We start from the raw sequence: 25,894 nt of genomic DNA, 5'->3' as shown, positions 1-25,894 counted from the left end.
GAGGGAATTTGTCATGAACTCCTATCAACCAAAATCCCTGCTGAACGATTTACAGTATTACATTACACCGCCACACGATTGCAGCTATCTGCCCAACAAGTCTGCGCGTATGGTTTTTCTCGATCCCTCACATCGCATAGATGTGGTGACGCTTTCTGAATTATCCCGTACCGGTTTCCGCCGTAGTGGCGATTTTGTTTACCGCCCTGAATGTCATCTATGCCGTCAATGCCTGTCCTCTCGTGTTCCAGTGCGTGAATTCAGCATGAACAGTTCACAGAAAAAGGCATGGAAAAGAAATCAGGACTTAAGCCTGCGCATCAGCACACCGCAGCAGGCAAATGATACGCACTATGCACTGTATGAACGCTATATCAATGAACGACATGCTGATGGCGATATGTATCCACCAAGCCGTGATCAGTTTGAAAAGTTTTTGCTGCAAAGCTGTACAGATAGCTTCTTTCTGGAATTATGGAAAGATGATCGGCTGATCAGTGTATCGACCTGCGATCTGCTCGATGATGGAATCTCTGCGGTTTATACGTTCTTTGATCCGGATGAAAGTCGACGTTCTCTCGGGGTTTTTGCAATTTTAAAGCAGATCGAACATGCTCAAAAACTAGGTCTACCTTTTATTTATCTGGGTTATTGGGTTCCACATTCTATTAAGATGAATTACAAGTCCCAGTACCTGCCACTTGAATTATTGATTGATGGTCAATGGCGCCGCTTAAACCGTTCATTAAATACGACAGAGATCGAACACTTGGGAAACTCCTTGATGACGACCCTACCCTCTGGATGGAATAATCCCATCATCAAATAAGACGGTCGTCATAAAGCAGCAGCTTTAGTCTTGTTTATTTAAACAGACTGGCAAAGTCATCGCTACATGCCTTCACCATGATGATGGCATGTTCACGTCCCCCACCCGGATTTGGATAATAATTCTTGCGCAGGTCAATCTGATGAAAACCAGACTTTTCATAGAGTCGGATTGCAGCAGTATTTGACTCACGTACTTCCAAGAAAATCTGTACCGGATTATTCTTCAGCAACTGGATTGATTCCTCTAGCAACTGAAAACCAAGGCCCTTACCCTGCTGGCTTGGGTCAATTGCCATGAGCAGTAAATTGGCTTCATCCAGCACCGGTTGCAAAATACAAAAGCCTACCACTTTACCTGCATATTCAATAATAGTGCTCTGATAAGCACTAACGGCTTCCTCGAACTGGGTTCTGGTCCAAGGATGAGATTGCACTTGTTGCTCAATCTGGGTGACCGCATCTATATCTGCTATTTGCATCAAACGAATCATGTTCGTTCATCTATCAATAAAAATCTCCTGCGCATTATAGAAACTTTATGCTGAAAATCGAGTAAAAAAAAGAGCGATCTCAATCGCTCTTTTTTAGTGTCAGATTAAAGACCGAGTTTGCCTTTCCAGTGTGCCAGCAAACTGTGTGTATCATGGTCATTTGGATGAAAACCTGGCTTGAAGTACATGGCCATTTCACGCCCCATACCGGTAATTACACCTTTGGATGGGCTATAACCATATTGGTAAATATCCTTGAGGGCTTCCAGATTTAACTGACGATCTTCTTTCAGCAGGCGCATAACAAAATAGCTTTGTACAAAGAACAAAGTCAGCATAGCAATCACCAATGAACTGGTACGTAACAGATATGACTTTAAACCTTTGCCAAACATACCTTCAAACACGTCATAAGCCACGGCTTTATGCTCATTCTCTTCAATGGCATGCCAGAGCCACATGGTTTTCATGGTGTCATCTTTCATCAGTTCCTGAATATGACTATTGCTCAGCAGCTGAGAGGCAATGGTCGCAGTGAAATGTTCAAGTGCAGTCGTTGCAGTCAGATCTACCATTTCCTGAGTAATTCTCACAGGTTTAACCAATTTAGCCATGACTTTACGCGTGGTTTGAATGACTCTATCAGTATAACGATCTAGGGTATCAACATCATGACCATATTTTTGTGCTGAGGCATTAAAGCCGACATGTTCCTGGGTGTGCATCGCTTCTTGCCCAATAAAAGCAGAGATCTCTTTTTGCAATGCTTCATTATCTTTGAGCTTGGGATGGTGATGTACCGCACGTACACTGTCGATAAAGAATTTTTCACCTGCAGGGAATAAAGCTGACAATGCGGTCATAAAATGCGTCAGCCCGGCTGAACCATTCATCCAGTATTCTGGAACCTGATCAAAATCAAAGTTCATGCGACGTACAGGAAAACTTGCACCGGCACGATTGGTAATTTTTACTTCAGCATTCATACCACTGCTCCTTTTAGTCAATCCTGACATTATTGATTCATCTTATGATTGTTATATTAGGCAAAAAATGATCGATGATCTTTTCCAATAAGGTCAGTGAAATATCACTTAAGGACATGAGGAGGAATAAAGCATTGCTTTATTCTGACGCAAGAGAAATAAAGCACAACTTTATTTCGGCACAAGAGAAATTCAACTCGGCTTTGTTAGAGGTAATAGCAAATGTTTTGTGAAATCCTTTTTACAACGCAAGAATAACTTATGATGATGAAATCACATCTGTTCTAAAAAAATCGCCAGACATAAAAAAAGCGTCCCAAAGGGACGCTTTTTTTCACACAATCAGATGATTATGCAGTAACTTTAGCAACTACACCAGCACCAACTGTACGACCGCCTTCACGGATCGCAAAACGTAGACCTGGGTCCATTGCGATTGGGTGGATTAGCTCTACTGACATCTCAACGTTGTCACCAGGCATAACCATTTCAACGCCTTCTTTAAGCGCGATCGCACCAGTTACGTCCGTAGTACGGAAATAGAACTGTGGACGGTAACCGTTAAGGAATGGAGTATGACGACCACCTTCTTCTTTAGAAAGTACGTATACTTCTGCGTCGAATTTAGTGTGCGGCTTGATTGTACCTGGTTTAGCAAGTACTTGACCACGTTGTACGTCTTCACGCTTAGTACCACGAAGAAGAACACCACAGTTCTCGCCCGCACGGCCTTCGTCAAGAAGTTTACGGAACATTTCAACGCCAGTTACAGTTGTTTTAACTGTGTCTTTGATACCAACGATTTCAACTTCTTCGCCTACTTTAACGATACCAGTCTCAACACGGCCAGTTACTACTGTACCACGACCTGAGATTGAGAATACGTCTTCGATTGGCATCAAGAATGCTTGGTCGATTGCACGTTCTGGCTCTGGGATGTAAGAGTCAAGCGCTTCAACAAGAGCTACAACTGCAGATTCACCGTACTGACCAGCATCACCGTTAAGTGCAAGAAGAGCAGAACCACGGATAACTGGAGTGTCATCACCTGGGAAGTCGTAAGTAGAAAGAAGTTCACGAACTTCCATTTCAACCAGCTCAAGAAGCTCTTCGTCGTCTACAAGGTCGCATTTGTTCAAGAATACAACGATGTAAGGTACACCTACCTGACGAGAAAGAAGGATGTGTTCACGAGTTTGTGGCATAGGACCATCAGTCGCAGCACATACAAGGATCGCGCCGTCCATCTGAGCAGCACCAGTAATCATGTTTTTAACATAATCGGCGTGGCCCGGGCAGTCTACGTGAGCGTAGTGACGAGTTGGAGAATCGTATTCTACGTGAGAAGTATTAATTGTAATACCACGTGCTTTTTCTTCTGGTGCAGAGTCAATTGCAGCGTAGTCTTTCGCTTCACCACCGAATTGCTTCGCACATACAGTTGCAATCGCAGCTGTTAAAGTTGTTTTACCATGGTCAACGTGACCAATTGTGCCCACGTTAACGTGTGGCTTATTACGTTCAAACTTAGCCTTAGCCATGAGATCTTCCTTTTTTAAACTACTCATGCAGGATCACTGCATGAGCACTGGATTTTAACTATGAATTAGTTGGGCTTATAGTAATCGAAAGATTACTCGTCGTCACCTTTTTTACCGCCAGACTGGAACTTAGCGATGATGCCTTCAGCCACGTTACGTGGAGTTTCAGCATATTTAGCAAATTCCATAGAGTAAGTCGCACGACCTTGAGACATAGAACGCATATGAGTTGCGTAACCGAACATCTCAGAAAGTGGAACTTCAGCACGGATTGCTTTAGTACCGCCAGGTAGATCGTCCATACCTTGAACCATACCACGACGACGGTTTAAGTCACCCATGATATCGCCCATGTAGTCTTCTGGAGTTTCTACTTCAACTTTCATGATTGGTTCAAGAAGAACAGGATCTGCTTTCATGAAACCGTCACGGAAGGCATAAGAACCCGCCATTTTGAACGATAATTCGTCAGAGTCGACATCATGGTAAGAACCGTCGAACAATGTCGCTTTGATGCCAACAACTGGGTAACCAGCCAGGACACCATTCTTCATACGTTCTTGGATACCTTTGTCAACCGCACCGAAGAATTCTTTCGGTACTACACCACCAACAACTTCTTCAGCGAATTCGTAATCTTTTTCAGATTCAGGATCCATCGGTTCTAAACGTACGTATACGTGACCGAATTTACCTTTACCACCTGTTTGACGAACGAATTTACCTTCTTGTTCAACAGATTTCTTGATTGTTTCACGGTAAGCAACCATTGGTTTACCAATGTTCGCTTCAACGTTGAACTCACGTTTCATACGGTCAACAATGATGTCAAGGTGAAGCTCACCCATACCAGCAATAATTGTTTGACCAGACTCTTCGTCAGTACGTACGCGGAACGATGGATCTTCTTTTGCCAAACGACCTAAAGCAACTGACATTTTTTCTTGGTCAGCTTTAGTTTTAGGTTCAACTGCAAGTGCAATTACTGGCTCTGGGAATTCCATACGCTCTAGTGTAATTACGTGGTTTTCGTCACATAATGTATCACCAGTAGTCGTGTCTTTAAGACCTACACATGCCGCGATGTCGCCCGCACGAATTTCTTCGATGTCGTGACGGTCATTTGCGTGCATCTGTACGATACGGCCTACACGTTCACGTTTCATTTTCACTGGGTTGTAGCATGGGCTACCTGCTTTAAGCACACCAGAGTAAACACGTACGAACGTTAAGTTACCTACGAATTTGTCGTTCATGATTTTGAACGCAAGCGCAGAGAACGGAGCATCATCAGACGCTTCACGAGAACCTTCAGTTTCGTCTTTGTCGTCTAAGATACCTTTAATTGCTTCAACGTCAGTTGGCGCAGGTAAGAATTCAATAACAGCATCCAACATACGTTGAACACCTTTGTTTTTGAACGCAGAACCACAAAGCATTGGTTGGATTTCGTTAAGCAATGTACGCGCACGAAGACCAGCAACGATTTCTTCTTTAGTTAACTCGCCTTCTTCCAGGTACTTGTCCATGAGTTCTTCTGATGCTTCCGCAGCAGCTTCAACCATGTTAGTACGCCATTCATTAGCAGTATCAACTAAGTCAGCAGGGATCTCACCGTATTCAAACTTCATACCTTGAGACGCTTCATCCCAGATAATCGCTTTCATTTCGATAAGGTCAACAACACCCTGGAAGTTTTCTTCAGCGCCGACTGGAACAACGATTGGCACTGGGTTACCGCCAAGACGTGTTTTAACTTGTTCAACTGCACGGAAGAAGTTCGCGCCAGTACGGTCCATTTTGTTAACGAACGCAATACGAGGCACTTTATACTTGTTTGCTTGACGCCATACAGTTTCAGACTGAGGTTGTACACCACCTACAGCACAGTAAACCATACATGCACCGTCAAGAACACGCATAGAACGCTCAACTTCGATCGTGAAGTCAACGTGTCCCGGGGTGTCAATTACGTTAATACGGTGTTGTTCGAACTGGTTGCCCATACCTTTCCAGAAGCATGTTACAGCTGCTGAAGTAATGGTAATACCACGTTCTTGCTCTTGTTCCATCCAGTCCGTTGTAGCTGAACCTTCATGAGTTTCACCTAACTTGTGGCTCTCACCTGTGTAGAACAGGATACGTTCTGAAGTGGTTGTTTTACCAGCATCAATGTGCGCTGAGATACCAATGTTACGGTAACGAGAAATTGGGGTTTGACGAGCCATGATCTCTTGCATTCCTAAATTTTGTTGTTTAAAACAGGACGCTTTAAGTTGCTAGCAACTTAAAGCGCTTTGATAATGATTGGGTGAAACCCATATCATCACCGTCCTGATAAGGGCCTGTTTTATTTGCTTAGAAACGGTAGTGAGAGAATGCTTTGTTGGCTTCAGCCATACGGTGCACATCTTCACGTTTTTTAACCGCTGCGCCTTTACCTTCAGATGCATCAAGCAACTCACCAGCAAGACGTAAAGCCATAGTTTTTTCAGAACGCTTAGCAGCAGCATCTACTAACCAACGCATAGCCAATGCAGTACGACGGGATGGGCGTACTTCCATAGGTACTTGGTATGTAGCACCACCAACACGGCGTGCTTTTACTTCAACCATAGGACGAACTTTTTCAAGCGTAGCTTCAAAGAATTCAACTGGGTCTACTTTAGATTTTTCTTGAACGCGGTCTAAAGCACCGTAAACGATACTTTCAGCAATAGACTTTTTACCATCTTGCATTACGTGGTTCATGAATTTAGCGATTGTTTGGCTACTGAATTTAGGATCCGGAAGGATTTCACGAGCAGCGACTACGCGACGTCTTGGCATTTTAAACTACCTATAAATATGACACTTCAGGTTTATCCAGCATTTGTACAAAGTGTCGTGTACCTTTAGCTGGCCTTACTACACGTCGCTTGAATTTCACAAAATTAAATGCAGAAATCAGACAAGCGAGACGATAAAGGATTGCAGTTCTAGCGAACCAAGAGCTAATTCTTAACGAATTATTTCTTAGGACGTTTAGCACCGTATTTAGAACGTGCTTGGTTACGATCTTTCACGCCAGCACAGTCTAAAGAACCACGAACGGTATGGTAACGTACACCTGGTAAGTCTTTAACACGACCACCACGGATAAGAACAACACTGTGCTCTTGCAGGTTATGGCCTTCACCACCGATGTAGCTTGATACTTCAAAGCCAGAAGTTAAGCGAACACGGCAAACTTTACGCATTGCTGAGTTAGGTTTTTTAGGTGTAGTTGTGTAAACACGTGTACAAACACCACGACGTTGTGGACAAGCCTTCAACGCAGGAACTTTTGATTTTTCAATCAAAGTCGTACGACCCTTACGGATCAACTGATTTGTTGTTGCCATTTGGCAATTCTCCCGTTAATAAAAAGCCCCAAAAAACTACTACTTTTTGAGGGCATGCAATTGTAAGTCAAGATGCAAAATTGGTCAACAAGATACAAGCAGGCAAATGCACAGCCGCTCTTGCTTACAATTGCCCAGTACTTTCATATCTTTACTATTTTTCTACAGATCAATCTGTACCTTTTGTAACATCTTCCGTCGATTTTTTAGCAGAAGATTTTGTCGCTTTTTTTGGCTTTTGCTGTGCATTTTCTGTGTTTACTTCACTCTGATCATTTTCAGTATCCGATGCAGCGACTTCAGCCTCGTCTGTGACATCTCCCTCAGCTTCTGCCTGTGCAAGCGTGTCTTCGATATCTTCAGGTGCAGGCTCACTCAGTGCAGGTTGTTGTACATGCTTATCTGCAACAGGTTTTACCAATTTATCGGCCAATGTATCCAGCCCTTCACTGACCTCTTCATCTTTAGCTTCATCTGTGACTTGAGAATCTGTCTTTTTCAGCACTTTGACTTGAGTAATATGTTCATTCCCTTCAATCGGAATGTCTTTATCTAAAATCAACTCGTCACTGGCACGACCGTCCTTCTTGATATTTTCCAGCAGCTTTGGTGCAGCCTGTTGCAATAATGCTTTAGATTTTTCATAAGCCTCTAAAACAGAAGCGGAGCTGTCACGATGCTGTAGCAGATATTGACGTGCATTCGAGAACACATCTTGCGCTTTCTGATTGACATCATCGACAAAACGGCGGCTATAGACAGCCCCTACCCCAGCACCCGCCAACGGCACCAATTTAGACAATTGTTCAATCAGGGAAACTTTCGGTATATGGCTCATCCATTCCCATTTCGACTGACCATCTTCCTGATGCAGGAATTTACGCAGCAGCTCGGTATCATTACTTGAACCCAACATGGCTTGTAGCTGGGAAATATCATGGGTTTTTAAAGTAGCGCCTAGCGCTCTTAAACCCAACAATACAGTTTGCTTTTCTGCAATCAGACCCAGATCAATCTGACGGAAGATATGCTGCACGATATCTTGATCTTCTTGTTTACTTAAATCAAAACCATAAGAACGGCCGACCTGATAAATAGTACGTAGTGCCAACACCAAAGATGCAGGAATATCAACTGCAGTACCAATCACACCGGTTGCACCTGAAAATGCACCTTGAACTGCAGCAATCCATTTATTCTGCTCACCCAAAGCTTGAGAAATACGTTTAGAACGGTCGACATCCTGAGTGAGTTCTTCCAGATCACGTACGCCCGCTTCATCCAGAATGGCATCTACAGAACTGATCTCATTGGTGAACTGATTGAGATGGTCAAAGAAATAGTCTGACACTTTTTCGCTAAACTTTGGCGAAATGAAATGCGTCACATTATTGACTGTATTGAAATGACGGCCAAACAGTTGACGCGACACACTCGGCAGATGTTCACGCAACATCTCCTGTGGATTGTCATATTTTTTTGATTCAAATGGACTCTTGGCTTGAGCTGCACCATTGACCACCTTTTCTACATTCAGCGCCTGTGTGACCTTCGAAACCGAATCAGGTGCAACATGGTTGAGTAGATCCAAACCTGTTGTACTGAACTTTTTCGCCACTCCAAACGCACTGGATACGAAGCCATTTGATTGTTTATTATTGGTATTTGTCATTCCTTACCTCAGCGTGCACGTGCTTGTATTTTGTATAAATACTAGGTGCTAGCAGCGTTTATCTCAACCTTATTCTGTTTCATTTAGTAATCTCTCTGTGTAGGAATCTCTATTCGAATGTACAGCGTACTGGGCATAACATTTGCCATAAGATTTCAAAAATCTTTCTGTTATGATGTTCCTCATTGTGAACAATGGGTCAGCACTATATTTAACGCTTGATGAAAATGCTAAATATCTCCCCTGACCATAGAGATGAACTATAAGGATCTGTAGATGAAACGTGTTGTCATCACTGGTATGGGTATTAACTCATGCATCGGAAATACATTGGAAGATGTAACTCACTCTTTACAAAACGGGATTTCAGGCACACGTTTAAATCCAGTCTATGCTGAACTGAACTTTAAAAGTCATGTCAGCGCAGCTGCTGAGCAGGATTTTGACAATATCGACCGTCGTGCAAAACGCTTTATGGGCGTTTGTGCCATGTATGCATACAACTCTGCGATGGCTGCACTTGAACATGCAGGTTTAACACCTGAACAAGTCGGTGGCAACCCACGTTATGGTATCGCGGGCGGTTCAGGCGGTAACTCAACCGCTTCTGTAATTGAAATGAATGAACTGCTTGAAACTAAGGGTGCACGTAAAATTGGTCCATTTTTCGTACCACGCAACATGTCGAATACGATTACAGCCAACGTTGGTGTAGCACTTAAACTACAAGGTATTGCACATTCAATTACCAGCGCATGTGCAACTTCTGCTGATGCGATTGGTTATGCCTATAACCTGATTCAATTGGGTAAACAGGACTTGATGCTTGCTGGTGGTGGTGAAGAAGATCACTGGTCTCAAAGCTTGCTGTTTGATGCGATGGGTGCGCTGTGTTCGAAATACAATGACACCCCTGAAACTGCATCTCGTCCATATTCAGCAGACCGTGACGGCTTCGTGATTGCTGGTGGTGGCGGTTTCGTGGTACTTGAATCATTGGAACACGCACAAGCACGTGGTGCGAATATTCTGGCTGAAGTTGTGGCTTACGCTGCGAACTCGGATGGTGCAGACATGGTTGCTCCATCTGGTGAAGGTGCAACACGCTGTATCCTGATGGCGCTAGACGAAGCAAAACAGCACGGTGTTGAAACTATTGATTATGTGAATACTCACGGTACTTCAACTCCTGCTGGTGATGTAACCGAGCTTCAAGCAATGGCACGTGCATTTGGTGAAGATAAAGTTCCACCTCTAAGCTCAACCAAGTCTATGACAGGTCACAGCCTCGGTGCTGCAGGTGTACAGGAAGCAATTTATTCAATCCTGATGATGCATAATGACTTCATTGCACCAAACATCAACGTGACCGAGCTGGATGAAGGTGCGAAACCATTTGATATCGTACTTGAAAAACGCGACACAAAATTGAATACTGTAATGAGTAACAGTTTCGGTTTTGGCGGCGTAAATGCTTGTCTCATCTTTAAAAAATGGGAAGGCTAAGCCGCCCATTTTAGGGTGACTTGATGGATGCTCCTTCTGATGCTTTCCTTTGGGTAAAAGCATTACATATTATTGCCGTGGTCTGCTGGTTTGCTGCATTGTTCTACCTGCCACGGCTATATGTTTACCATGCCATGAGTGAAGATGCGGTCAGCCATACACGCTTCCAGGTCATGGAACGCAAGCTGTATCGCGGCATTATGTGGCCAGCAATGGTTGCAACCCTCATTACGGCGCACTTTTTAGTAGATTGGGGTGATGCTACACGTCACTACCATGAAGCGCTATGGTTCTACCTGAAAGTGGGTTTGGTGGGTTTACTGGTGATTTACCACTTGGTCTGTGGCTATTACCGTAAAAAACTACTCGAAGATGCACATTACAAGTCACATAAGTTTTGGCGTTACTTTAATGAAATGCCAACACTGATTTTATTTGCTGTGGTGATTTTGGTGGTGGTAAAACCTACCTTCTAATTCAAATGGCAAAAATAAAAAAATCCCCGATCATTCGGGGATTTTTTATGTCCGAGATTCTAGATTTTTACACAGCTGTCATGCTTCAGATTTAACTCAGGCAATTTATGTTTCGGATATGGTAGTTCTATACATAACTTTCCTTCTTTCTGAAAATAACGGCGTCCTTCGGAGTTTTGATTCAATACCTTCAAGTCTAGCGCTTCCTTACTTAGCGCATTAAAGGAAAGAATCTTATTATTCAGAATATGATTCATCAGCAGATATTTTTCAAAATTTGGCCTACTGACCTGAGACAAGATCTGCCCTATCGCATTTTTCAGATGCCATTTAGAACGTGGCAAATCTTCAATTCCTGAAAATCGTTCTTTCAGTTCAACATAAGGTGTTTCTGAAATTGTCCAGTAGACTTCATATTGTGCTGCTATTGCATTAAAGGTCTTATTGGGTAAATACAACCATTCGAATTGCAAAGAACGAACTTCAGACGAATGCGGTAAATATTGAGTCAATAAATAATCTCCCGTCAATTCATTTTGCAGACTTGTTTTTAAACCTAGCTGATTTGAATTCAGATTTTTAAGCTGAATGGGATTATTCTCATTTTTTTGTTCTACGCGAATCAAATCTACCATTTGACTAAGCCAATTCTGCATTAGCATTTTTTCAATCAGCGATAAACGATTGTGAGTAAATTCTAAAGCCTGATGAAATTGCTGTGCATAAGGCTGTACTTTGCTACCTGAATCAAGTTGAATTTGAACCAGTTTTAGTAATTGTAAAGTTCGAATATAGCGATAATCAGGCCCGCTTGCCTGTGGTGAAATCACCAATGAAACATAATCTTTGCGTCCCAATAAATCTGAAAACCGCGTTAAAGGAATACGCTCATGTTCTAGTAACGATTGTAGAGATTTTTCATGCTCTGCTACCAGCATAGAAAATTGCTCTGGCGAATCGTTCAAACTCAATTGCAGATTTTTCATTAACTGAATTTCATCTTCAGAAAAATCGTCTCGGCTAAGTTGGCGATTTAATCCCGAGTCAATCTCATGATGCTCACCAGCATTCTGATCTCGAATATAGCTTGCCCACTCCCGATGATAGCGATAACGTCCCAACGCATAAGGATTAACCTCATCTTTGGCATCAATTCCCAATAAATAGAAATATGGATGTTGCTGAATATTGGCTCTATAAATTAGATCTGGCTGGATAATTTTTTTTGCAGTATCAGTTAAAGGTTCATCTGTGCGCATCCATGTTGCAGCAAATACCAACAGAATGGCTATCCCTATGACAATAACAATCAACCATAACCAAATTTTATATTTTGTCTGCCCTATCATGTATAGACCCTTATTTTTAATAATAAATTTTTTAGATTGTAATAATTAAGAATAACATTCACAAACAATTCTCATCACAATAAAAAATCCCCGGCCAGTCGGGGATTTTTTATTTCTAAAGTTTACATCTCTACCTGAAGTTTACGTACCCGTGGCAGATATAGCATACGGTATGTCACTGCCAGAATCAGTAGCCACAATGGACTGATCATCAAAGCTTTAAGCGTATCCGGTTCCAGACTCAGAATGACCAAAGCAAAGAACAGGAATACTAATACGATATAAGACATCCATACCCCACCCGGCATTTTAAAAGTCGAAGCTGTATGCTTTTCCGGTTGCTTTTTACGGTAACGGATATAGCACACCATGATAATACTCCAGATACTGATAAACAGGATCACACACAGGGAACTCGCCAAGGTAAAAGCTTCCATGGTATTGGGTACAAAGTACTGAAATGCTGCACCCAGTAAAATAAAGGTACAAGAGAACATCAAGCCTTTTGCTGGTACTGCACGACTCGACAATTGTGCCAAGGCTTGTGGTGCCTGCCCTCCACGTGCCAAACCAAACAGCATCCGGCTAGTGGAAAACACGCCACTGTTCATCGAAGACATCACTGATGATAAGACCACGAAGTTCATGATAATCGCCGAAATTGGAATACCCGCATATAAAAACAGGCTCACGAATGGGCTTTGATCCGCAGGAATCTGGCTCCACGGGGTTACCGCCATAATCACCAACAGTGACAGGACATAGAACAGGATGATACGGGTTGGAATCGCATTCACTGCTTTAGGTAGATTCTTTTCCGGGTCCTTGGTTTCAGCCGCCATAGTACCGAGAAGTTCCACCCCCACAAAAGCAAACATCGCGATCTGAAAACCTGCCAGGAAGCCGGTTACACCTTTCGGAAACATGCCATCTGACCAGACATGACTAAAGCTGGCTGTCGCACCGCTTGGCGCCTGAAAACCGCTAAAGACCATATATCCACCGACAAAAATCAGGCCAATAATTGCCAGAATCTTGATCAGGGCAAACCAGAATTCAATCTCGCCAAACACTTTTACTGTGACCAGATTAATACTCAGAATCAGTAATACACAGGCTGCACTGATCAGTGCCTGCCCCATCGGAGTAAAGGCCGTTCCTTCCGGCAACCAGAAATTAAGATAATTAATAATTGCAGCCAGATCGGCTATACCGACCAACACCCACCCCAGCCAATACGACCAGCCAATATAGTAGCCCGCCCCTGGTCCAATCAGGTCATGCGCCATATCGATGAAAGATTTGTACTGCAGATTCGACAGCAACATCTCACCGAGTGCACGCATTAAAAAGAAAAACATCCCGCCAATGATCATATAGATCAGCAGGATAGAAGGACCGGCTAAAGCAATAGTTTTACCCGAACCCATAAACAGGCCAGTACCGATACAGCCACCAATGGCAATCAGCTGGAGATGCCGATTGGACAGTTTGCGTTGCAGCTCATGTTTCGACGGCGTTGCGTCATCTTTAGAGGGTGTAGTATTCATCTTTCGTTCCTTTTTCGCATCAAGCCCTCGCTCATCTGATCGGATTACTTCCTGTAATCCTGAATGCAGATGTAGTTTCATTTAAAAAGCTAAATGATTGGGCCAGATGTCCTTACAAAATTAAGTTGGGAGATATAAGAAATCAGGGCAACTTAAGGCTGTGCTGCAATCACTGCGATTTCAATCAGCCAGTCTGGATGAACCAGATCCGCCTGAATGGTGGCACGAGCCGGCGTTCCCTGTCCTTGCAACCAGTGGATCCAGAGCTGGTTCACAGTTTGAAAATCTTCCAGGTTTTTCACGAACAGCTGCGCAGATAGCAGACGGCTTTTATCCGTGCCTGCCAGTTTCAGCAACTGATCAATTTTCATTAACACTTCACGCGTTTGACCACTAATATCCTGGCTGGTGCTATCCGGCACCTGTCCTGATAAATACACCGTCTTGTTGTGAATAGTGACAGCACTCATCACCTGATTGCTGCTGATACGCTGGATATCTGTATGTTCCGTCATAAATTCGTCCTCTTCATTTCTTCCGTTTTTGCTAAATATTTAATTTTCAGGTTTCGACCTGCACCGGCACGCGTGCAGTAATGGCGCACATCAACTCATAGCCAACCGTTCTTGAGCCAGCAGCCACCTCATCGATTGGGAGAACTGTGCCGTGAACCGACCTCCCCCAAAGCACCACTTCACTACCAATGTTGGTTTGAGGAAGTGCAGTCAGATCAACAGTGAGCATATCCATACTGACCCGACCAATCGTCTGCGTTCTGACACCATCTACCAGCACTGGTGTACCCGTCTGACTGATGCGCTGATAACCATCGGCATAACCACAGGCTACGACACCAATACGCATTTCATGTTCTGCAATAAAATTGGAACCGTAACCGACACTTTGACCAGCCTGAATATGCTGAATCGCAATGATTTCACTACGCAAACTCATGCCTGGTTTTAAGTTCCAGTCATCAATGCTATGGGCTGGATAATCAGGCGAACTGCCATAAAGCATGATGCCGCTACGTACACTGTCAGACTGGATATTGGAATGATGGCGTAAGATCGCCGCACTATTACTTACGGAGGTTTGACCTGCTAGGGGCGCTGTAATTTGCTGGAAAAGAGAATATTGGTACTCAATACCTTCCTGACCAAAGCGCTGGCCATCGGCATCCGAGAAATGCGTCATATGGGTAATGGAACGGACATTTTCCAGCGCCTGGAGTTGCTTAAAAATATCTACGTATTCATGTGCCTGAAAACCCAGACGGTTCATACCGCTATTGAGCTTTAAATACACATCAAATTTTGCATCTGGATTGATCTGCTGGAAGTGCTTTAACCACTCAATTTGATGCTGACTATGCACACTAAAATTGAGGTTTAAATTCGCACAGACTTCCAAGTCATCGGCAGCAAAAATACCTTCTAGCAATAAAATTTTACCTTGCCAGCCTATTGCTCTTATACATTCTGCTTCAGCCAAATCCAGCAAGGCAAAACCATCTGCCGATTGAAATGCAGGATAAACCCGCTCAATGCCATGCCCATAAGCATTGGCTTTGACCACAGCATATACTTCAGCATTCGGAGCAGAGGCTTTGGCAATGTTCAGGTTATGCTGCAGTGCATCTAAATGCACCACAGCTTGAATTGGACGTGGCATAGATTCTTCCTTGAAACAGCAAATTTACGCCGCGTGTGAATAGCGCCCGAGTGACAGCCCTTCCGTGCTAATCTCGGTTTTATGATTTAGCACAATATCGCTGATCAACTTGCCTGAACCACAGGCCATGGTCCAACCTAAAGTGCCATGTCCGGTATTGAGGAACAGATTTTTAAAACGCGTTGCGCCAATAATTGGCGTACTGTCTGGCGTCATTGGACGCAGACCGGTCCAGAAGCTCGCTTCTGCCAAATTACCGCCCGGAAATAATTCCTGAGTCACCATTTCCAAAGTGGCACGGCGATTATCTTTCAAGTTATGGTTAAAGCCACTTAACTCAGCCATACCACCAACGCGGATGCGCTGGTCAAAGCGAGTGATGGCAATCTTATAGGTTTCATCTAGCACCGTAGATTGCGGTGCAAAATTGGCATCAACAATTGGAATCGTGAGTGAATAGCCTTTTACAGGATAAACTGGTAAATCCAGATCCAGCGGTTTCAAAAAATCACGTGAATAACTACCAAATGCCAGCACGTATTTATCCGCTGTTAATACCTGACCATTAACAACAACACCTTTAATTTCATCACCTTCAGTGAGCAGATGCTCTACATGCTGGTTAAACTTGAACTTTACGCCCAATTCTTTGGCAACATTGGCTAAGGCATTGGTAAATAAATAGCAATCACCGGTTTCATCATTGGGTAAATGCAAGCCGCCGACCAATTTATCTTGAGCATGCGCCAAAGCCGGTTCAACTTTTGCCAGCTCAGCTCCCAGTAATAATTCATGCGGTACACCACATTCTTGCAATACGGCGATATCGCGTTGCACCATCTCTAACTGGGCTTCATTACGAAATACTTGTAAAGTACCTTTGGAACGATGCTCGTAGCTGATCCCTGTTTCTTTACGCAATTCACGTAAACAGTCACGGCTATATTCCGCCACACGGGTCATCCGCTCTTTGTTAATGGCATAGCTGGCTGGATTACAGTTTTTCAGCATTTGCGCCATCCAGTTTAACTGCCACATGCTGCCATCTAAATTAATCGCCAAGGGTGCGTGATGCTGGAACATCCATTTTACTGCTTTGAACGGAATGCCCGGTGCTGCCCACGGTGTCGAATAGCCCGGAGAGATTTGGCCTGCATTACCAAAACTGGTTTCTTCAGCAGGGCCAGTCTGACGGTCCAGTACAGTGACTTCTGCACCTTGCTGTGCCAGGTAATAGGCACTTGCTACACCGATGACACCACTACCTAAGACCAAAACACGCATTGCCTTACCCTCAAAATCCTTCTAGTCGATTTACCTAGTATATTTTTGGATCAATAGTGAATTTCACTGTTTTGAAGTAATATATTCAGTGAATCCACTAGATTTCTCGCGCGATTTTAAAAAATTAAGGGAATAATGAATGCGCAAATTAGACCGTATTGATCGTATGATTCTGGATATTTTGCAACGCGATGGACGGATTGCCATCAGCGAACTGGCAGCGCGTGTAAATCTGTCCACCACACCCTGTTCTGAGCGCGTCAAGCGACTGGAACGCGATGGCATCATCATGGGTTATCATGCCCGGTTAAATCCGGAAAAACTGGAAAAGAACCTGCTGGTTTTCCTGGAAATTAAACTCTCAGCCAAATCCGGTGATGTATTTGAACAGGTCGCACGAGACCTGAGTGAAATTCCTGAGGTACTGGAATGTCATTTAATTTCTGGAGATTTTGATTATCTGGTCAAAGCACGCCTGAAAGAGATGAGTGCTTATCGTCGTCTGCTGGGTAATTTATTAAAGAAACTACCTTCTTCCGCTTCCTCACATAGTTATGTGGTGATGGAGGAAGTAAAAGAAACGCTATATCTGGATGTCGGTATTTAAAGCCCTAATGACCGACAATAACAACAAAGCTCCCAAAAGGAGCCCTGCCATGAACCGTTAATGTGAAAAATCTGAAAGTTCAAAAAATATTAATGAGGAATGCGCAGGACCTGACCAGGGAAAATATCATCAGCATTTTTTAATAATGGACGGTTAGCTTCAAAAATTTTGTTGTACTGATTAGCATCGCCATAAAATTCTTTAGAAATTTTCGACAAGGTATCGCCCGATTTTACCGTGTAAAATTTACTCTCAGGCTCTGGGCTTGTTACAGTCAACTGATCATCAACTTTGGCCACATGGTCAATATTTCCAACAGCCAGAATAATCTTTTCACGATCCGCCTGATTTTGAACCTGTCCTTTGATCGTTGCCAGATCTGTCGTGCCATTATAAGTCACCGATAAGCCCGCAACTGGCAACCCAAGTGACTTGATATGACCTAATAACTTGTTGGCAATTTCTTGTGCCGATGGCTCTGCCGGAGCTGCTTTAGGTGCAGCTGCAGGTGCTTGTTCTGCAGCAGGTGTCTGTTGCGGCTCTGCCGCTGCGGTATTTTTCTTACCTATACCTTTTACAAAATCAAAAATACCCATGGAATACTCCCTTTATTGTTGTCTGATTTTTATCTCCCTATTGTTTATAGCGGAATTCACCGGAGCAAAAGTTAAGCATTGGTAAGCTTCATGTTAATGAATGTAAGTGATTACTCACCAAAACCCAGACACAAAAAAACCACCTTGCGGTGGTCTTTAGGCTTAGCAGAGCTAAGAATCAACAATTAACCAAGTTTTTTAGAAACGTAGTCGATCGCAGATTGAACAGTTGTGATTTCGTTAGAATCTTCATCAGGAATCGTGATGTCGAAGTCATTTTCGAAAGACATTACCAGTTCAACTAGGTCTAGAGAGTCAGCACCCAAGTCATCCATGAAAGATGCTTCGTTTTTAATCTCTTCGATTTTGATACCAAGTTGTTCTGCAACCGCTTGCTTAACGCGTTGTTCGATATCGCTCACAGGAATTCTCCTCATTGCTTGTGGCGTTTTTAATGCCGTTAGTTTAATTGAATCTAAAAAATTTGGAAAGTTTATACTTAAGCCCCTTAGCTCATGTATAAACCACCATTTACGTGAATTACAGTACCTGTAATGTAACTTGCCTTGTCAGAAGCCAAGAAACTTACGGCATTTGCGATATCTTGTGGATCACCGAGACGGTTTAATGCCACTTGATCACTCATTTTCTTACGAATTTCTTCACTTAACTGTTCAGTCATCTCAGTCGCAATAAAGCCTGGTGCCACAGAGTTTACCGTAATTTGACGGCTACCCATTTCTTTGGCAAGACTGCGGCTAAACGCTTCGATACCTGCTTTGGCAGCAGAATAGTTCGCCTGACCCGGGTTAGCAAAATGCGCCACCACAGAACTGATGTTAATGATGCGACCGAAACGTGCCTTGGTCATACCTTTCAGAACACGCTTAGAAAGTCGATAAACTGCTTTCAGATGGATGTTCAGGATATCGTCCCAGTCATCTTCCGACATACGCAGCAACAGGTTATCTTTGGTAATACCCGCATTGTTCACTAACGCAAGGACTGGACCATAGTTCTGTTCGATGTCAGTCACCAGTGCATCAATGGCTGCGCCATCACGTACATCTAATACTTTACCCGCACCATTTTCAGCAAATTGTGCAGATAATTTCTCAGCACCTGCTTCAGAAGTGGCAGTTCCTACCACAAAGTAGCCATCCTGAATTAATTGTTGTGCAATTGCAGCACCAATGCCGCGGCTTGCACCTGTCACCAAGGCAACTTTACGTTCCTGTGTCATGCAATTTTCCCTTCTGCCACCAATACGGTGTTCAATGCATCTTCCAGACGGGATTGAGTATCCAGTGGAAGTGCTTTTTCGATATTTGGTAAACGTTTCGCCATATTGGCAAGTACATTCCCCGGACCGCATTCCACGATATATGCAACGCCTTCGTCTTGAAGGAACTGCAGGGTTTTAGTCCACTGTACAGATTCATACAATTGTGCAGTCAGTGCCTGACGTAATGCATTTACATCTGTCGCAATTTCTGCGCCCACATTTTGTATTACAGGAATACGTGGTAGCTCAATGGCAGTTTGTTCCAAAGCCGTAGCAAACTGTTCAGCAGCAGGTTTCATCAATGAACAGTGTGATGGAACAGATACAGGCAATGCGATCGCTTTAGCACCATTTTCTTTTGCCAGCTCAATCACCGCATCGACACGATCTTTATTACCTGCAACAACGACCTGACCTTTGGCATTGTAGTTGGCTGCTTCAACCGAACCTTTACCAACTGCTGTTGCCTGTGCACAAAGTTCAACAACTTGAGCATCTTCCAGACCCAGAATTGCCGCCATTGCACCCACACCTTGTGGTACTGCATCTTGCATCAGCTTACCGCGCAGGTTCACCAGTTTAACTGCATCACCGAGACTTAAAGCACCCGCCGCAACCAGCGCACTGTATTCACCTAAAGAATGGCCAGCCAGATACTTCGGTGCTACACCACCCAGTTCCAGCCATACACGCCATAAAGCAATTGATGCAGTCAGAAGGACCGGTTGAGTGAATTCAGTCTGGTTCAGCCCTTCACCACTTTGCGCAATCTGCCACAGATCGAAGCCTACTGCTTCAGATGCCTCGGCAAATGTGTCACGTACACTACTAAACTGCTCAGCCAGTTCAGCGAGCATGCCCGCCTTCTGCGATCCCTGACCCGGGAATACAAATGCAGTTTTGGTTGCCTGAGCTGCTTGCTCGAGTTGTTTAGCAGACATAATAAAATCCTTTCAATTAAGAGGCGCTAATCTTCACAGAATTGATGAAAATTAACAGCTAAATACCACCTAACTCATTGTGGAGCGCAATTTAGCACGTAATTTTGGCTGGGGTAATTGCCAAATACAACAAAAAGCCCGACTTTATTATAGAGTCCAAAAGTTACAAACAAAAAAAGGGAGCTTAACGCTCCCAATTTTTCTATCAAGCTTGACGCTTAATACATCATCAATTATTCAGCAGATGCTTTAGCGAATAATTGACGACCACGGTAGATACCATCTTTAGATACGTGGTGACGACGATGAGTTTCACCAGTAGCTTGGTCTACAGTTAATGCATTCTCAGTTAAAGCGTCATGTGAACGGCGCATGTCACGGCGAGAGCGACTTTTACGGTTTTGCTGAACGGCCATGATGGCTCCTTACAAATATCGAAAAAATGGATCAGAACAAATTCGATTGTCTTATACGTATGAGTATAACACAAAAATTAGTTAAGTTTACCCTTCAAAGCTGCCAAAACTTCAAACGGATTGTCCCGTTTTTCTTCAACAACTTCTTCTTGAGCGGGTTGATGCTTATGCTCACAAACATCATGCTTAGGAGACAACGGCATCAACAATAACAATTCATCTTCTATGAGTGCCAGTAAATCAGCGGTGGCAGGTGCATCATATGAACCTTTCGTCGTTGCTTCACTTTCACCTAAGACGATGAAATCAGCATCCTCATCCAAGCGCTCTATCAGTGATTCGTCATCCACAAGGGCAAGATGAAAATCTGAAACGAGTTCAATCTCAACGGTTTCCAGACAACGCTGACATTCCATTGGAACCTTCGTTTCAACATGGCCATCGAGCCACACAATGCGATGATAAGCATCCATTGATAGCTTACAGTCTATGTTAATCAATTGATCATCAATTGATCCAACAGCTTCACGAGCAATACGAACAAAGCGGGATAAAGGCAGTTGACCTGACCATTTAAAGCCCTGTTCAGCCCATTTAAACGGCTCAATCTGTGCCGGAAAGGTATTTGCTGACATAATTAAGGCGGCAATTCTACAAATTCATCAGAACTCTGTCAAAGATTAAGATACAATTTTGTACTTATTTTTAGACAGACCAATTGGGTAATTTCAGTCATGCATCTGTTGCAGCCGCAAACAGAAGTGAATGTTTCATCACTCGTTAGCACACTTTCAACTCTGGATTCTGACAGCTCACTACAGCAAGTGCAACGCTTACCGTGGGCGAATTTATCGTCAGAAGCAGAACAGGTTGATTGGCTCATCTTACACTTTAATCACTGGTTTTCCCACCTAAATGTCACATTAGTCCGTGGTGATTTTGAACCAGAATATTTCCCCGCCACTGAAGATACCCCTGCCCGCATTCAATTTGCGCACGGTTTCTTTAATAGTGCTTTGCATGAGATCAGCCACTGGACCATTGCCGGTGACAAGCGTCGTCTATTGCCAGATCTGGGCTATTGGTATGCACCAGATGGTCGTACGCAGGAACAGCAGGCTTTATTTGAACAGGTAGAAATCAAGCCGCAAGCCATCGAGTGGATGTTTGCCAAAGCCTTTGGACGCAAATTCCGGGTATCTTTAGATAACCTGACGGGTGAAGGCGGCAATGGCAGCAGCTTTAAAGATAATGTCTATGCGCAGGTACAACGTTATTTTAATGGTGAAGCCAAACTACCTCGTGATGCAAAATATTTTATTGATTGTATCTGTGCCTGCACACGGAATGGCAAAAGTTTACAATCCGACGAATTTATTCGTGAAATGCTTGATTAAATTATACAAATTTACCGTTATTGGGATTGCATGTTTTTCGCAGGCAATCTCATAATAAAGTCAGCACAGGATCGGAGGCAGATTTTATGTTACATTTACGCGTACACCCAGACAACCCCCAACCACGTTTAATCAGCCAGGCAGTGGAACGTATCCGTGCCGGTGATGTGATTGTTTATCCGACCGATGCAGCTTATGCAATTGGCTGCCAGATCGGGAATAAACAGGCTATGGAACGCATTGCCCAGATTCGTGGTTTAGGTCCAAAGCATCAATACGCCATTCTCTGCTGTGACTTATCGGACATTGCGACCTATGCCAAAGTGGACAATGCCGTATATCGTTTGCTGAAAAATAATACGCCTGCTGTTACTACTTTTATTCTTCCCGCTACCAGTGAAGTACCTAAACGTTTAATGCATCCGAAGAAAAAAACCATCGGTTTACGTATTCCCAGCAATCCCGTGTGTCAGATGCTGCTTCAAGAACTGGGTGAACCACTGCTGACTTCGACCCTGATTCTGCCAGATCAGACTGATCCAATGGATGATCCATACGAGATTGAAATGCAGCTCGGCAAACGCATCGATGTATTTATTGATAGTGGGCTAGGTACATTAAGTACGACTTCTATCGTAGATTTATCCGGTGATCAGCCTGAAGTGATTCGCCGTGGTGTCGGTGATGTAAGTGCTTTTGAATAAAAAAACGTTTTAATTCAGTTTCAGGAGGAAATAAGGTGAATCTGTTTTATCTCCTTCTAAACTTAAATGAATTTCCTGCCAATCATCTGATCTACGTCAAACTGCCTTGGACGTTAGAATCTAAGGCAATTTCTATCGAAAAGAATTCTAAGCCTGACTTAAGTCTGAATATCGACAATATTGAGTACCAGTATTTTCTTGAAGTTGCGATGACAAGAAAACTGCTGAACCTTTATTCAAAAAACAATCTTTGTCTAGCAGACACCTGCCAGCGTATTATTGAATATGCCCTAAAAGAACAAACTTAGAAAATCTTTATAACTGACGCAACTTCGTAAAATTCGGACATTCCGATAAGACCTGCTTATATTCAAAAACCGGCTTCCCAAATTTATTTTGGATGGTATAGGTGGATGCAACCTGATCTTCTTCAAGCACCACGATATAAGCTTTCACCAAATCCGGCTCCTGACCTTGCAACAGGTCGACCTGCATACAACCAAGTTGTTGTACATGTTTCTGGATCTCTGTCGATAATTGATCATCCGCTAAAGTGGTTAATTTCATGTAGGTAATAATATTTGGGTACTGATTCAGAATATCTCCAGAGATGGGCAGACCACTATTTTCCAATCGCTGTTTGGTTTGTGCATCCATATGAACTTTTTTCAAAGTTTCACGTGCCTGCTGTTGAAATTCATGTTCCCAATATTTTTCAGTGCCGAAAAATAGTCCGGCAATAATTAAAAGACCAACAACAACAAATTTTATATTCATATTTTTATCCGTAGTTTTTTTAGCTTAGAGGTTGTGCAGCTTCTTCTGCAACCGATGTACTTACCGCAGGTGCGACCATGTCTACTTGCTGATTTTCTTTAGGTGGTGGGACATATTCCTCCCCTACCTTTAATGCTCTCAATCTGACAAAATTTGGACAGTCTGAAAGTTTTTGCTGATGTTGCATCATGTCTATCCCAAATTTATTTTTGACATTCATATGAAAGACAATTTGGTCTTTTTCGATCACATTTAGAACTGCAGTTCGAGACTTCTGATCAAAGTTTTGAAAAGCCTCAACAGAATCACAGGCTATATTTTTGACATTCTGCTCACTTTTCACAGAAAGTTTTTTATTTTCATCTTCAAGCCTGCGCGTATAAAAGCGAATATTCGGATACTGATCCAGAACTGAAAAGTCTACTTTTTCTCTCTGAAGGAGTGGTTTGTATTGAGCTTCTAATTCAGCAAACCTACCTGATTGAAGCTGCTGACGTGCTTGGTCTTCCAGTTGCATCATTTCATATTTTGGATAAGCCCAGAATATCCCCAAGCTGATCACCGCAACAAATATCACAATAATAGGCATATTGATCATCAGTCCAGTTTTTAGTTGTTTTATTTATCGGTATATTTTTCTGAGATATTAGAATATTTTTTAAACGATAGATATCTGTTTTTAAGGTTTATTTTCAATAAATATACTTTTTAGTTGCTGCTAAAGAATGATTTTTTCCTGATCTGAGTTCCCATATTTATCAGTGCTCATGATCAATTTTAAAGCTTGCAAACCCAACTGGAACTTCACTTCATTCCTCTGAATCCTTACTTCAGAAAGGCATCCCCGTATTCGATATGATCAAAAACCGAAGAACAGCCGTAAAAGCTACTGTTTTTTTGTATCTAAACGCATATCTAATTTATTTAGAGGTATTTTTCGAGTACACTAAGATCAACTTTTTACATGCTTTTTCTTTCGATGTGATATCGAAGAATCAGCCTTCATGCCTTTGAAAATTCGCGTGGCCAACAACTGTATATGAATCAAAGCGTCCATAATATGATGGAACCTACTCCGCACATCCGTGTTCTGGATGAATGGCAGGAGACGATTCCTGAGGATCTTTATATTCCTCCTTCAGCGTTTGAAATCCTGTTAGAGCATTTCGAAGGCCCGCTCGACTTTTTAATTTACCTGATCCAAAAAAATGGCTTCGACTTGCTGCAAGTCGACATTGCGCCGATTGCTGCCCAATACCTGTCCTATATGGATGCGATGAAGTCGCTCAATATTGAACTGACCGCAGACTATATGGTCATGGCAGCACTATTGGCAGATCTCAAATCCCGCTTGCTTCTTCCAAAACCAAAAAATATTACTGCGACGGAGCAAGATCCAAAACAGGAACTGATTGATCGTCTGGAAAATTATTTACGGATCAAGCAAGCCGCAGAACGCCTGAACCAGATGAGTGTGCTTGAGCGTGATACATTTGAGACCAATGTCAGTCTGGGCGAGTTTATTCAACCGAATGAAGGTCATAACGTCGATCTGCTGCGTGATGCCCTGCTGTGTATCTTTAACCGTCCTGAGCCGGTGATTCATCAGGTGCAACAGGAGCCGGTGCTGCTTGAAGAGCGTATTGCCTATATTGAAAGCTGCCTGGAAACTGGCGAAGTGCTTTCCTTTGCAGATTTACTCAAACCAAGCCAAGGCCGTATGGGCATGGTCGTCACCTTTATGGCGGTTCTGGAACTGACGCGCCAACAAAAAATTCAGATTATTGCTACAGGCATTGAAGCCCCGCTCGCAATTCAGGGAGCATCTTTATGACCATTGACCACAGCTCAGTCCTCACAGCGGAAGACAATTTGCATGATGTTTTAATGCAGCTGGAAGCCATCATTTTTGCGAGTGATTCAGCGGTGTCTCTGGCACGCTTAAAAGAAGCTTTTCAGGATCGATATACCAAGCAGGAACTACGTCAGTACTTGCAGCAACTGTCTATGCTGATGCATGGCCGTTCGATTGAACTGATTGAAACTGCTCAAGGTTTCCGTTTTCAAGTACGTGCGAAATATCGTAATATTATTGCTCAGACATGGCCCGAGCGACCAGCGCGCTTGTCTCCTTCACTACTTGAAACGTTGGCCGTGATTGCCTATCACCAACCGGTGACCCGGGCAGATATAGAACAAATTCGTGGTGTCACGAATAACAGTCAGATTTTGCGTTCGCTGTTTGACTGGAACTGGATTAAAGAATCTGGCTTTCGTGAACTCCCTGGAAGACCTGCGTTGTTAGTGACAACGCCACAATTTTTAAATGCGTTTGGCTTAACCAGTTTAGGCCAATTGCCTCCCCTGCAGGATGCCAAGGAAGCTTTTATGGCCCTCGATGCAAATGCACCGAAGTCATAAATAGGTG

At 43.2% G+C, this 25,894-nt stretch carries 29 protein-coding genes; 9 read left to right on the top strand and 20 right to left on the bottom strand.

All coding sequences use genetic code 11. The annotated features are described in order from the left end of the window. Positions 1-13 precede the first annotated feature (13 nt). Complete coding sequence (locus IHE35_RS03240) at positions 14-829, top strand: arginyltransferase (RefSeq protein WP_242789286.1); 816 nt, start codon at positions 14-16, stop codon at positions 827-829. A 34-nt stretch (positions 830-863) separates the two neighbouring features. On the opposite strand, the gene rimI is transcribed toward IHE35_RS03240, so the two are convergent. From rimI to IHE35_RS03205, 7 genes are all read right to left on the bottom strand, one after another. Next, positions 864-1,322, bottom strand: coding sequence for a ribosomal protein S18-alanine N-acetyltransferase (gene rimI / locus IHE35_RS03235; protein ID WP_242789285.1), 459 nt, complete (start codon positions 1,320-1,322; stop codon positions 864-866). Positions 1,323-1,426: 104 nt separating this feature from the next. Next, complete coding sequence (locus IHE35_RS03230; protein WP_242789284.1) at positions 1,427-2,308, bottom strand: metal-dependent hydrolase; 882 nt, start codon at positions 2,306-2,308, stop codon at positions 1,427-1,429. Positions 2,309-2,658: 350 nt separating this feature from the next. Next, positions 2,659-3,849, bottom strand: coding sequence for an elongation factor Tu (gene tuf / locus IHE35_RS03225; protein WP_242788647.1), 1,191 nt, complete (start codon positions 3,847-3,849; stop codon positions 2,659-2,661). A 92-nt stretch (positions 3,850-3,941) separates the two neighbouring features. Continuing rightward, positions 3,942-6,077, bottom strand: coding sequence for an elongation factor G (gene fusA, locus IHE35_RS03220; protein ID WP_242789283.1), 2,136 nt, complete (start codon positions 6,075-6,077; stop codon positions 3,942-3,944). 130 nt (positions 6,078-6,207) lie between these two features. Continuing rightward, positions 6,208-6,678, bottom strand: a complete 471-nt coding sequence (gene rpsG, locus IHE35_RS03215; RefSeq protein ID WP_064096978.1) for a 30S ribosomal protein S7 — start codon at positions 6,676-6,678, stop codon at positions 6,208-6,210. 179 nt (positions 6,679-6,857) lie between these two features. After that, positions 6,858-7,232, bottom strand: coding sequence for a 30S ribosomal protein S12 (gene rpsL / locus IHE35_RS03210; protein WP_092617921.1), 375 nt, complete (start codon positions 7,230-7,232; stop codon positions 6,858-6,860). A gap of 169 nt (positions 7,233-7,401) precedes the next feature. Next, the gene (locus tag IHE35_RS03205) at positions 7,402-8,904 is read right to left on the bottom strand and encodes an EcsC family protein (protein WP_242789282.1); all 1,503 of its coding nucleotides are present in this window, start codon (positions 8,902-8,904) and stop codon (positions 7,402-7,404) included. A gap of 276 nt (positions 8,905-9,180) precedes the next feature. Here IHE35_RS03205 and IHE35_RS03200 point away from each other — a divergent pair, with 276 nt between their 5' ends. Both IHE35_RS03200 and hemJ read left to right on the top strand, forming a co-directional pair. Continuing rightward, positions 9,181-10,410, top strand: coding sequence for a beta-ketoacyl synthase N-terminal-like domain-containing protein (locus IHE35_RS03200; RefSeq protein ID WP_242789281.1), 1,230 nt, complete (start codon positions 9,181-9,183; stop codon positions 10,408-10,410). Positions 10,411-10,433: 23 nt separating this feature from the next. Next, positions 10,434-10,886, top strand: a complete 453-nt coding sequence (gene hemJ / locus IHE35_RS03195; RefSeq protein WP_242789280.1) for a protoporphyrinogen oxidase HemJ — start codon at positions 10,434-10,436, stop codon at positions 10,884-10,886. A 59-nt stretch (positions 10,887-10,945) separates the two neighbouring features. Here the strand turns inward: hemJ and IHE35_RS03190 are convergent, their stop codons facing one another. From IHE35_RS03190 to IHE35_RS03170, 5 genes are all read right to left on the bottom strand, one after another. Then, positions 10,946-12,235 (bottom strand): hypothetical protein, encoded by a 1,290-nt coding sequence (locus IHE35_RS03190; RefSeq protein ID WP_242789279.1) that lies wholly within the window; start codon positions 12,233-12,235, stop codon positions 10,946-10,948. 122 nt (positions 12,236-12,357) lie between these two features. Then, positions 12,358-13,785: an amino acid permease gene (locus tag IHE35_RS03185; protein ID WP_242789278.1), complete on the bottom strand. Its 1,428-nt coding sequence runs from the start codon at positions 13,783-13,785 to the stop codon at positions 12,358-12,360. A 152-nt stretch (positions 13,786-13,937) separates the two neighbouring features. Continuing rightward, the gene (locus tag IHE35_RS03180; protein WP_242789277.1) at positions 13,938-14,300 is read right to left on the bottom strand and encodes a RidA family protein; all 363 of its coding nucleotides are present in this window, start codon (positions 14,298-14,300) and stop codon (positions 13,938-13,940) included. Between the two features lie 46 nt (positions 14,301-14,346). Next, positions 14,347-15,459: an alanine racemase gene (gene alr, locus IHE35_RS03175; RefSeq protein ID WP_242789276.1), complete on the bottom strand. Its 1,113-nt coding sequence runs from the start codon at positions 15,457-15,459 to the stop codon at positions 14,347-14,349. A 24-nt stretch (positions 15,460-15,483) separates the two neighbouring features. Beyond that, on the bottom strand, positions 15,484-16,743 hold the full coding sequence (locus tag IHE35_RS03170) for a D-amino acid dehydrogenase (protein ID WP_242789275.1): 1,260 nt from the start codon (positions 16,741-16,743) through the stop codon (positions 15,484-15,486). Positions 16,744-16,882: 139 nt separating this feature from the next. Between IHE35_RS03170 and IHE35_RS03165 the strand changes: the two genes are divergently transcribed. Then, positions 16,883-17,350, top strand: a complete 468-nt coding sequence (locus IHE35_RS03165; RefSeq protein ID WP_242789274.1) for an Lrp/AsnC ligand binding domain-containing protein — start codon at positions 16,883-16,885, stop codon at positions 17,348-17,350. A gap of 89 nt (positions 17,351-17,439) precedes the next feature. Here IHE35_RS03165 and lysM read toward each other — a convergent pair whose 3' ends face one another. The 6 genes from lysM to IHE35_RS03135 form a co-directional block, all read right to left on the bottom strand. Then, the gene (lysM, locus tag IHE35_RS03160) at positions 17,440-17,946 is read right to left on the bottom strand and encodes a peptidoglycan-binding protein LysM (RefSeq protein ID WP_242789273.1); all 507 of its coding nucleotides are present in this window, start codon (positions 17,944-17,946) and stop codon (positions 17,440-17,442) included. 185 nt (positions 17,947-18,131) lie between these two features. After that, entirely contained in the window at positions 18,132-18,368 is a 237-nt protein-coding gene (gene acpP / locus IHE35_RS03155) for an acyl carrier protein (RefSeq protein WP_004646101.1), read from the bottom strand. Positions 18,369-18,454: 86 nt separating this feature from the next. Further along, positions 18,455-19,189 (bottom strand): 3-oxoacyl-ACP reductase FabG, encoded by a 735-nt coding sequence (gene fabG, locus IHE35_RS03150; protein WP_242789272.1) that lies wholly within the window; start codon positions 19,187-19,189, stop codon positions 18,455-18,457. Further along, positions 19,186-20,172 (bottom strand): ACP S-malonyltransferase, encoded by a 987-nt coding sequence (gene fabD, locus IHE35_RS03145; protein WP_242789271.1) that lies wholly within the window; start codon positions 20,170-20,172, stop codon positions 19,186-19,188. Before fabD ends, fabG begins: the two co-directional genes overlap by 4 nt. A 233-nt stretch (positions 20,173-20,405) precedes the next feature. Beyond that, the gene (rpmF, locus tag IHE35_RS03140) at positions 20,406-20,588 is read right to left on the bottom strand and encodes a 50S ribosomal protein L32 (RefSeq protein ID WP_004279227.1); all 183 of its coding nucleotides are present in this window, start codon (positions 20,586-20,588) and stop codon (positions 20,406-20,408) included. A gap of 77 nt (positions 20,589-20,665) precedes the next feature. Then, positions 20,666-21,223 (bottom strand): YceD family protein, encoded by a 558-nt coding sequence (locus IHE35_RS03135; protein ID WP_004811191.1) that lies wholly within the window; start codon positions 21,221-21,223, stop codon positions 20,666-20,668. 99 nt (positions 21,224-21,322) lie between these two features. Here IHE35_RS03135 and IHE35_RS03130 point away from each other — a divergent pair, with 99 nt between their 5' ends. From IHE35_RS03130 to IHE35_RS03120, 3 genes are all read left to right on the top strand, one after another. Further along, entirely contained in the window at positions 21,323-21,985 is a 663-nt protein-coding gene (locus tag IHE35_RS03130) for an elongation factor P hydroxylase (protein WP_242789270.1), read from the top strand. Positions 21,986-22,071: 86 nt separating this feature from the next. Continuing rightward, positions 22,072-22,689, top strand: coding sequence for an L-threonylcarbamoyladenylate synthase (locus IHE35_RS03125; RefSeq protein WP_242789269.1), 618 nt, complete (start codon positions 22,072-22,074; stop codon positions 22,687-22,689). A gap of 35 nt (positions 22,690-22,724) precedes the next feature. After that, positions 22,725-22,997, top strand: coding sequence for a hypothetical protein (locus IHE35_RS03120; protein WP_242789268.1), 273 nt, complete (start codon positions 22,725-22,727; stop codon positions 22,995-22,997). Positions 22,998-23,004: 7 nt separating this feature from the next. Here IHE35_RS03120 and IHE35_RS03115 read toward each other — a convergent pair whose 3' ends face one another. Together IHE35_RS03115 and IHE35_RS03110 are read right to left on the bottom strand one after the other, a co-directional pair. Then, entirely contained in the window at positions 23,005-23,466 is a 462-nt protein-coding gene (locus IHE35_RS03115) for a hypothetical protein (RefSeq protein ID WP_242789267.1), read from the bottom strand. A 19-nt stretch (positions 23,467-23,485) separates the two neighbouring features. Further along, positions 23,486-24,055: a hypothetical protein gene (locus IHE35_RS03110; RefSeq protein WP_242789266.1), complete on the bottom strand. Its 570-nt coding sequence runs from the start codon at positions 24,053-24,055 to the stop codon at positions 23,486-23,488. 450 nt (positions 24,056-24,505) lie between these two features. Between IHE35_RS03110 and IHE35_RS03105 the strand changes: the two genes are divergently transcribed. Both IHE35_RS03105 and scpB read left to right on the top strand, forming a co-directional pair. After that, positions 24,506-25,300: a segregation/condensation protein A gene (locus IHE35_RS03105; RefSeq protein ID WP_242789265.1), complete on the top strand. Its 795-nt coding sequence runs from the start codon at positions 24,506-24,508 to the stop codon at positions 25,298-25,300. After that, the gene (scpB, locus tag IHE35_RS03100) at positions 25,297-25,887 is read left to right on the top strand and encodes an SMC-Scp complex subunit ScpB (RefSeq protein ID WP_076753141.1); all 591 of its coding nucleotides are present in this window, start codon (positions 25,297-25,299) and stop codon (positions 25,885-25,887) included. Before IHE35_RS03105 ends, scpB begins: the two co-directional genes overlap by 4 nt. The last annotated feature ends 7 nt before the right edge of the window (positions 25,888-25,894 follow it).

The sequence above is a fragment of the Acinetobacter sp. ASP199 genome, from assembly GCF_022700675.1.
Lineage (GTDB): Bacteria > Pseudomonadota > Gammaproteobacteria > Pseudomonadales > Moraxellaceae > Acinetobacter.
This window is presented reverse-complemented; position numbering and strand designations above follow the sequence as displayed.

Coding starts and splice junctions, on each gene's coding strand:
- IHE35_RS03240 (WP_242789286.1), top strand. CDS start 14: ATGAACTCCTATCAACCAAAATCCCTGCTGAACGATTTACAGTATTAC.
- rimI (WP_242789285.1), bottom strand. CDS start 1,322: ATGATTCGTTTGATGCAAATAGCAGATATAGATGCGGTCACCCAGATT.
- IHE35_RS03230 (WP_242789284.1), bottom strand. CDS start 2,308: ATGAATGCTGAAGTAAAAATTACCAATCGTGCCGGTGCAAGTTTTCCT.
- tuf (WP_242788647.1), bottom strand. CDS start 3,849: ATGGCTAAGGCTAAGTTTGAACGTAATAAGCCACACGTTAACGTGGGC.
- fusA (WP_242789283.1), bottom strand. CDS start 6,077: ATGGCTCGTCAAACCCCAATTTCTCGTTACCGTAACATTGGTATCTCA.
- rpsG (WP_064096978.1), bottom strand. CDS start 6,678: ATGCCAAGACGTCGCGTAGTCGCTGCTCGTGAAATCCTTCCGGATCCT.
- rpsL (WP_092617921.1), bottom strand. CDS start 7,232: ATGGCAACAACAAATCAGTTGATCCGTAAGGGTCGTACGACTTTGATT.
- IHE35_RS03205 (WP_242789282.1), bottom strand. CDS start 8,904: ATGACAAATACCAATAATAAACAATCAAATGGCTTCGTATCCAGTGCG.
- IHE35_RS03200 (WP_242789281.1), top strand. CDS start 9,181: ATGAAACGTGTTGTCATCACTGGTATGGGTATTAACTCATGCATCGGA.
- hemJ (WP_242789280.1), top strand. CDS start 10,434: ATGGATGCTCCTTCTGATGCTTTCCTTTGGGTAAAAGCATTACATATT.
- IHE35_RS03190 (WP_242789279.1), bottom strand. CDS start 12,235: ATGATAGGGCAGACAAAATATAAAATTTGGTTATGGTTGATTGTTATT.
- IHE35_RS03185 (WP_242789278.1), bottom strand. CDS start 13,785: ATGAATACTACACCCTCTAAAGATGACGCAACGCCGTCGAAACATGAG.
- IHE35_RS03180 (WP_242789277.1), bottom strand. CDS start 14,300: ATGACGGAACATACAGATATCCAGCGTATCAGCAGCAATCAGGTGATG.
- alr (WP_242789276.1), bottom strand. CDS start 15,459: ATGCCACGTCCAATTCAAGCTGTGGTGCATTTAGATGCACTGCAGCAT.
- IHE35_RS03170 (WP_242789275.1), bottom strand. CDS start 16,743: ATGCGTGTTTTGGTCTTAGGTAGTGGTGTCATCGGTGTAGCAAGTGCC.
- IHE35_RS03165 (WP_242789274.1), top strand. CDS start 16,883: ATGCGCAAATTAGACCGTATTGATCGTATGATTCTGGATATTTTGCAA.
- lysM (WP_242789273.1), bottom strand. CDS start 17,946: ATGGGTATTTTTGATTTTGTAAAAGGTATAGGTAAGAAAAATACCGCA.
- fabG (WP_242789272.1), bottom strand. CDS start 19,189: ATGACACAGGAACGTAAAGTTGCCTTGGTGACAGGTGCAAGCCGCGGC.
- fabD (WP_242789271.1), bottom strand. CDS start 20,172: ATGTCTGCTAAACAACTCGAGCAAGCAGCTCAGGCAACCAAAACTGCA.
- rpmF (WP_004279227.1), bottom strand. CDS start 20,588: ATGGCCGTTCAGCAAAACCGTAAAAGTCGCTCTCGCCGTGACATGCGC.
- IHE35_RS03135 (WP_004811191.1), bottom strand. CDS start 21,223: ATGTCAGCAAATACCTTTCCGGCACAGATTGAGCCGTTTAAATGGGCT.
- IHE35_RS03130 (WP_242789270.1), top strand. CDS start 21,323: ATGCATCTGTTGCAGCCGCAAACAGAAGTGAATGTTTCATCACTCGTT.
- IHE35_RS03125 (WP_242789269.1), top strand. CDS start 22,072: ATGTTACATTTACGCGTACACCCAGACAACCCCCAACCACGTTTAATC.
- IHE35_RS03115 (WP_242789267.1), bottom strand. CDS start 23,466: ATGAATATAAAATTTGTTGTTGTTGGTCTTTTAATTATTGCCGGACTA.
- IHE35_RS03110 (WP_242789266.1), bottom strand. CDS start 24,055: ATGCCTATTATTGTGATATTTGTTGCGGTGATCAGCTTGGGGATATTC.
- IHE35_RS03105 (WP_242789265.1), top strand. CDS start 24,506: ATGAATCAAAGCGTCCATAATATGATGGAACCTACTCCGCACATCCGT.
- scpB (WP_076753141.1), top strand. CDS start 25,297: ATGACCATTGACCACAGCTCAGTCCTCACAGCGGAAGACAATTTGCAT.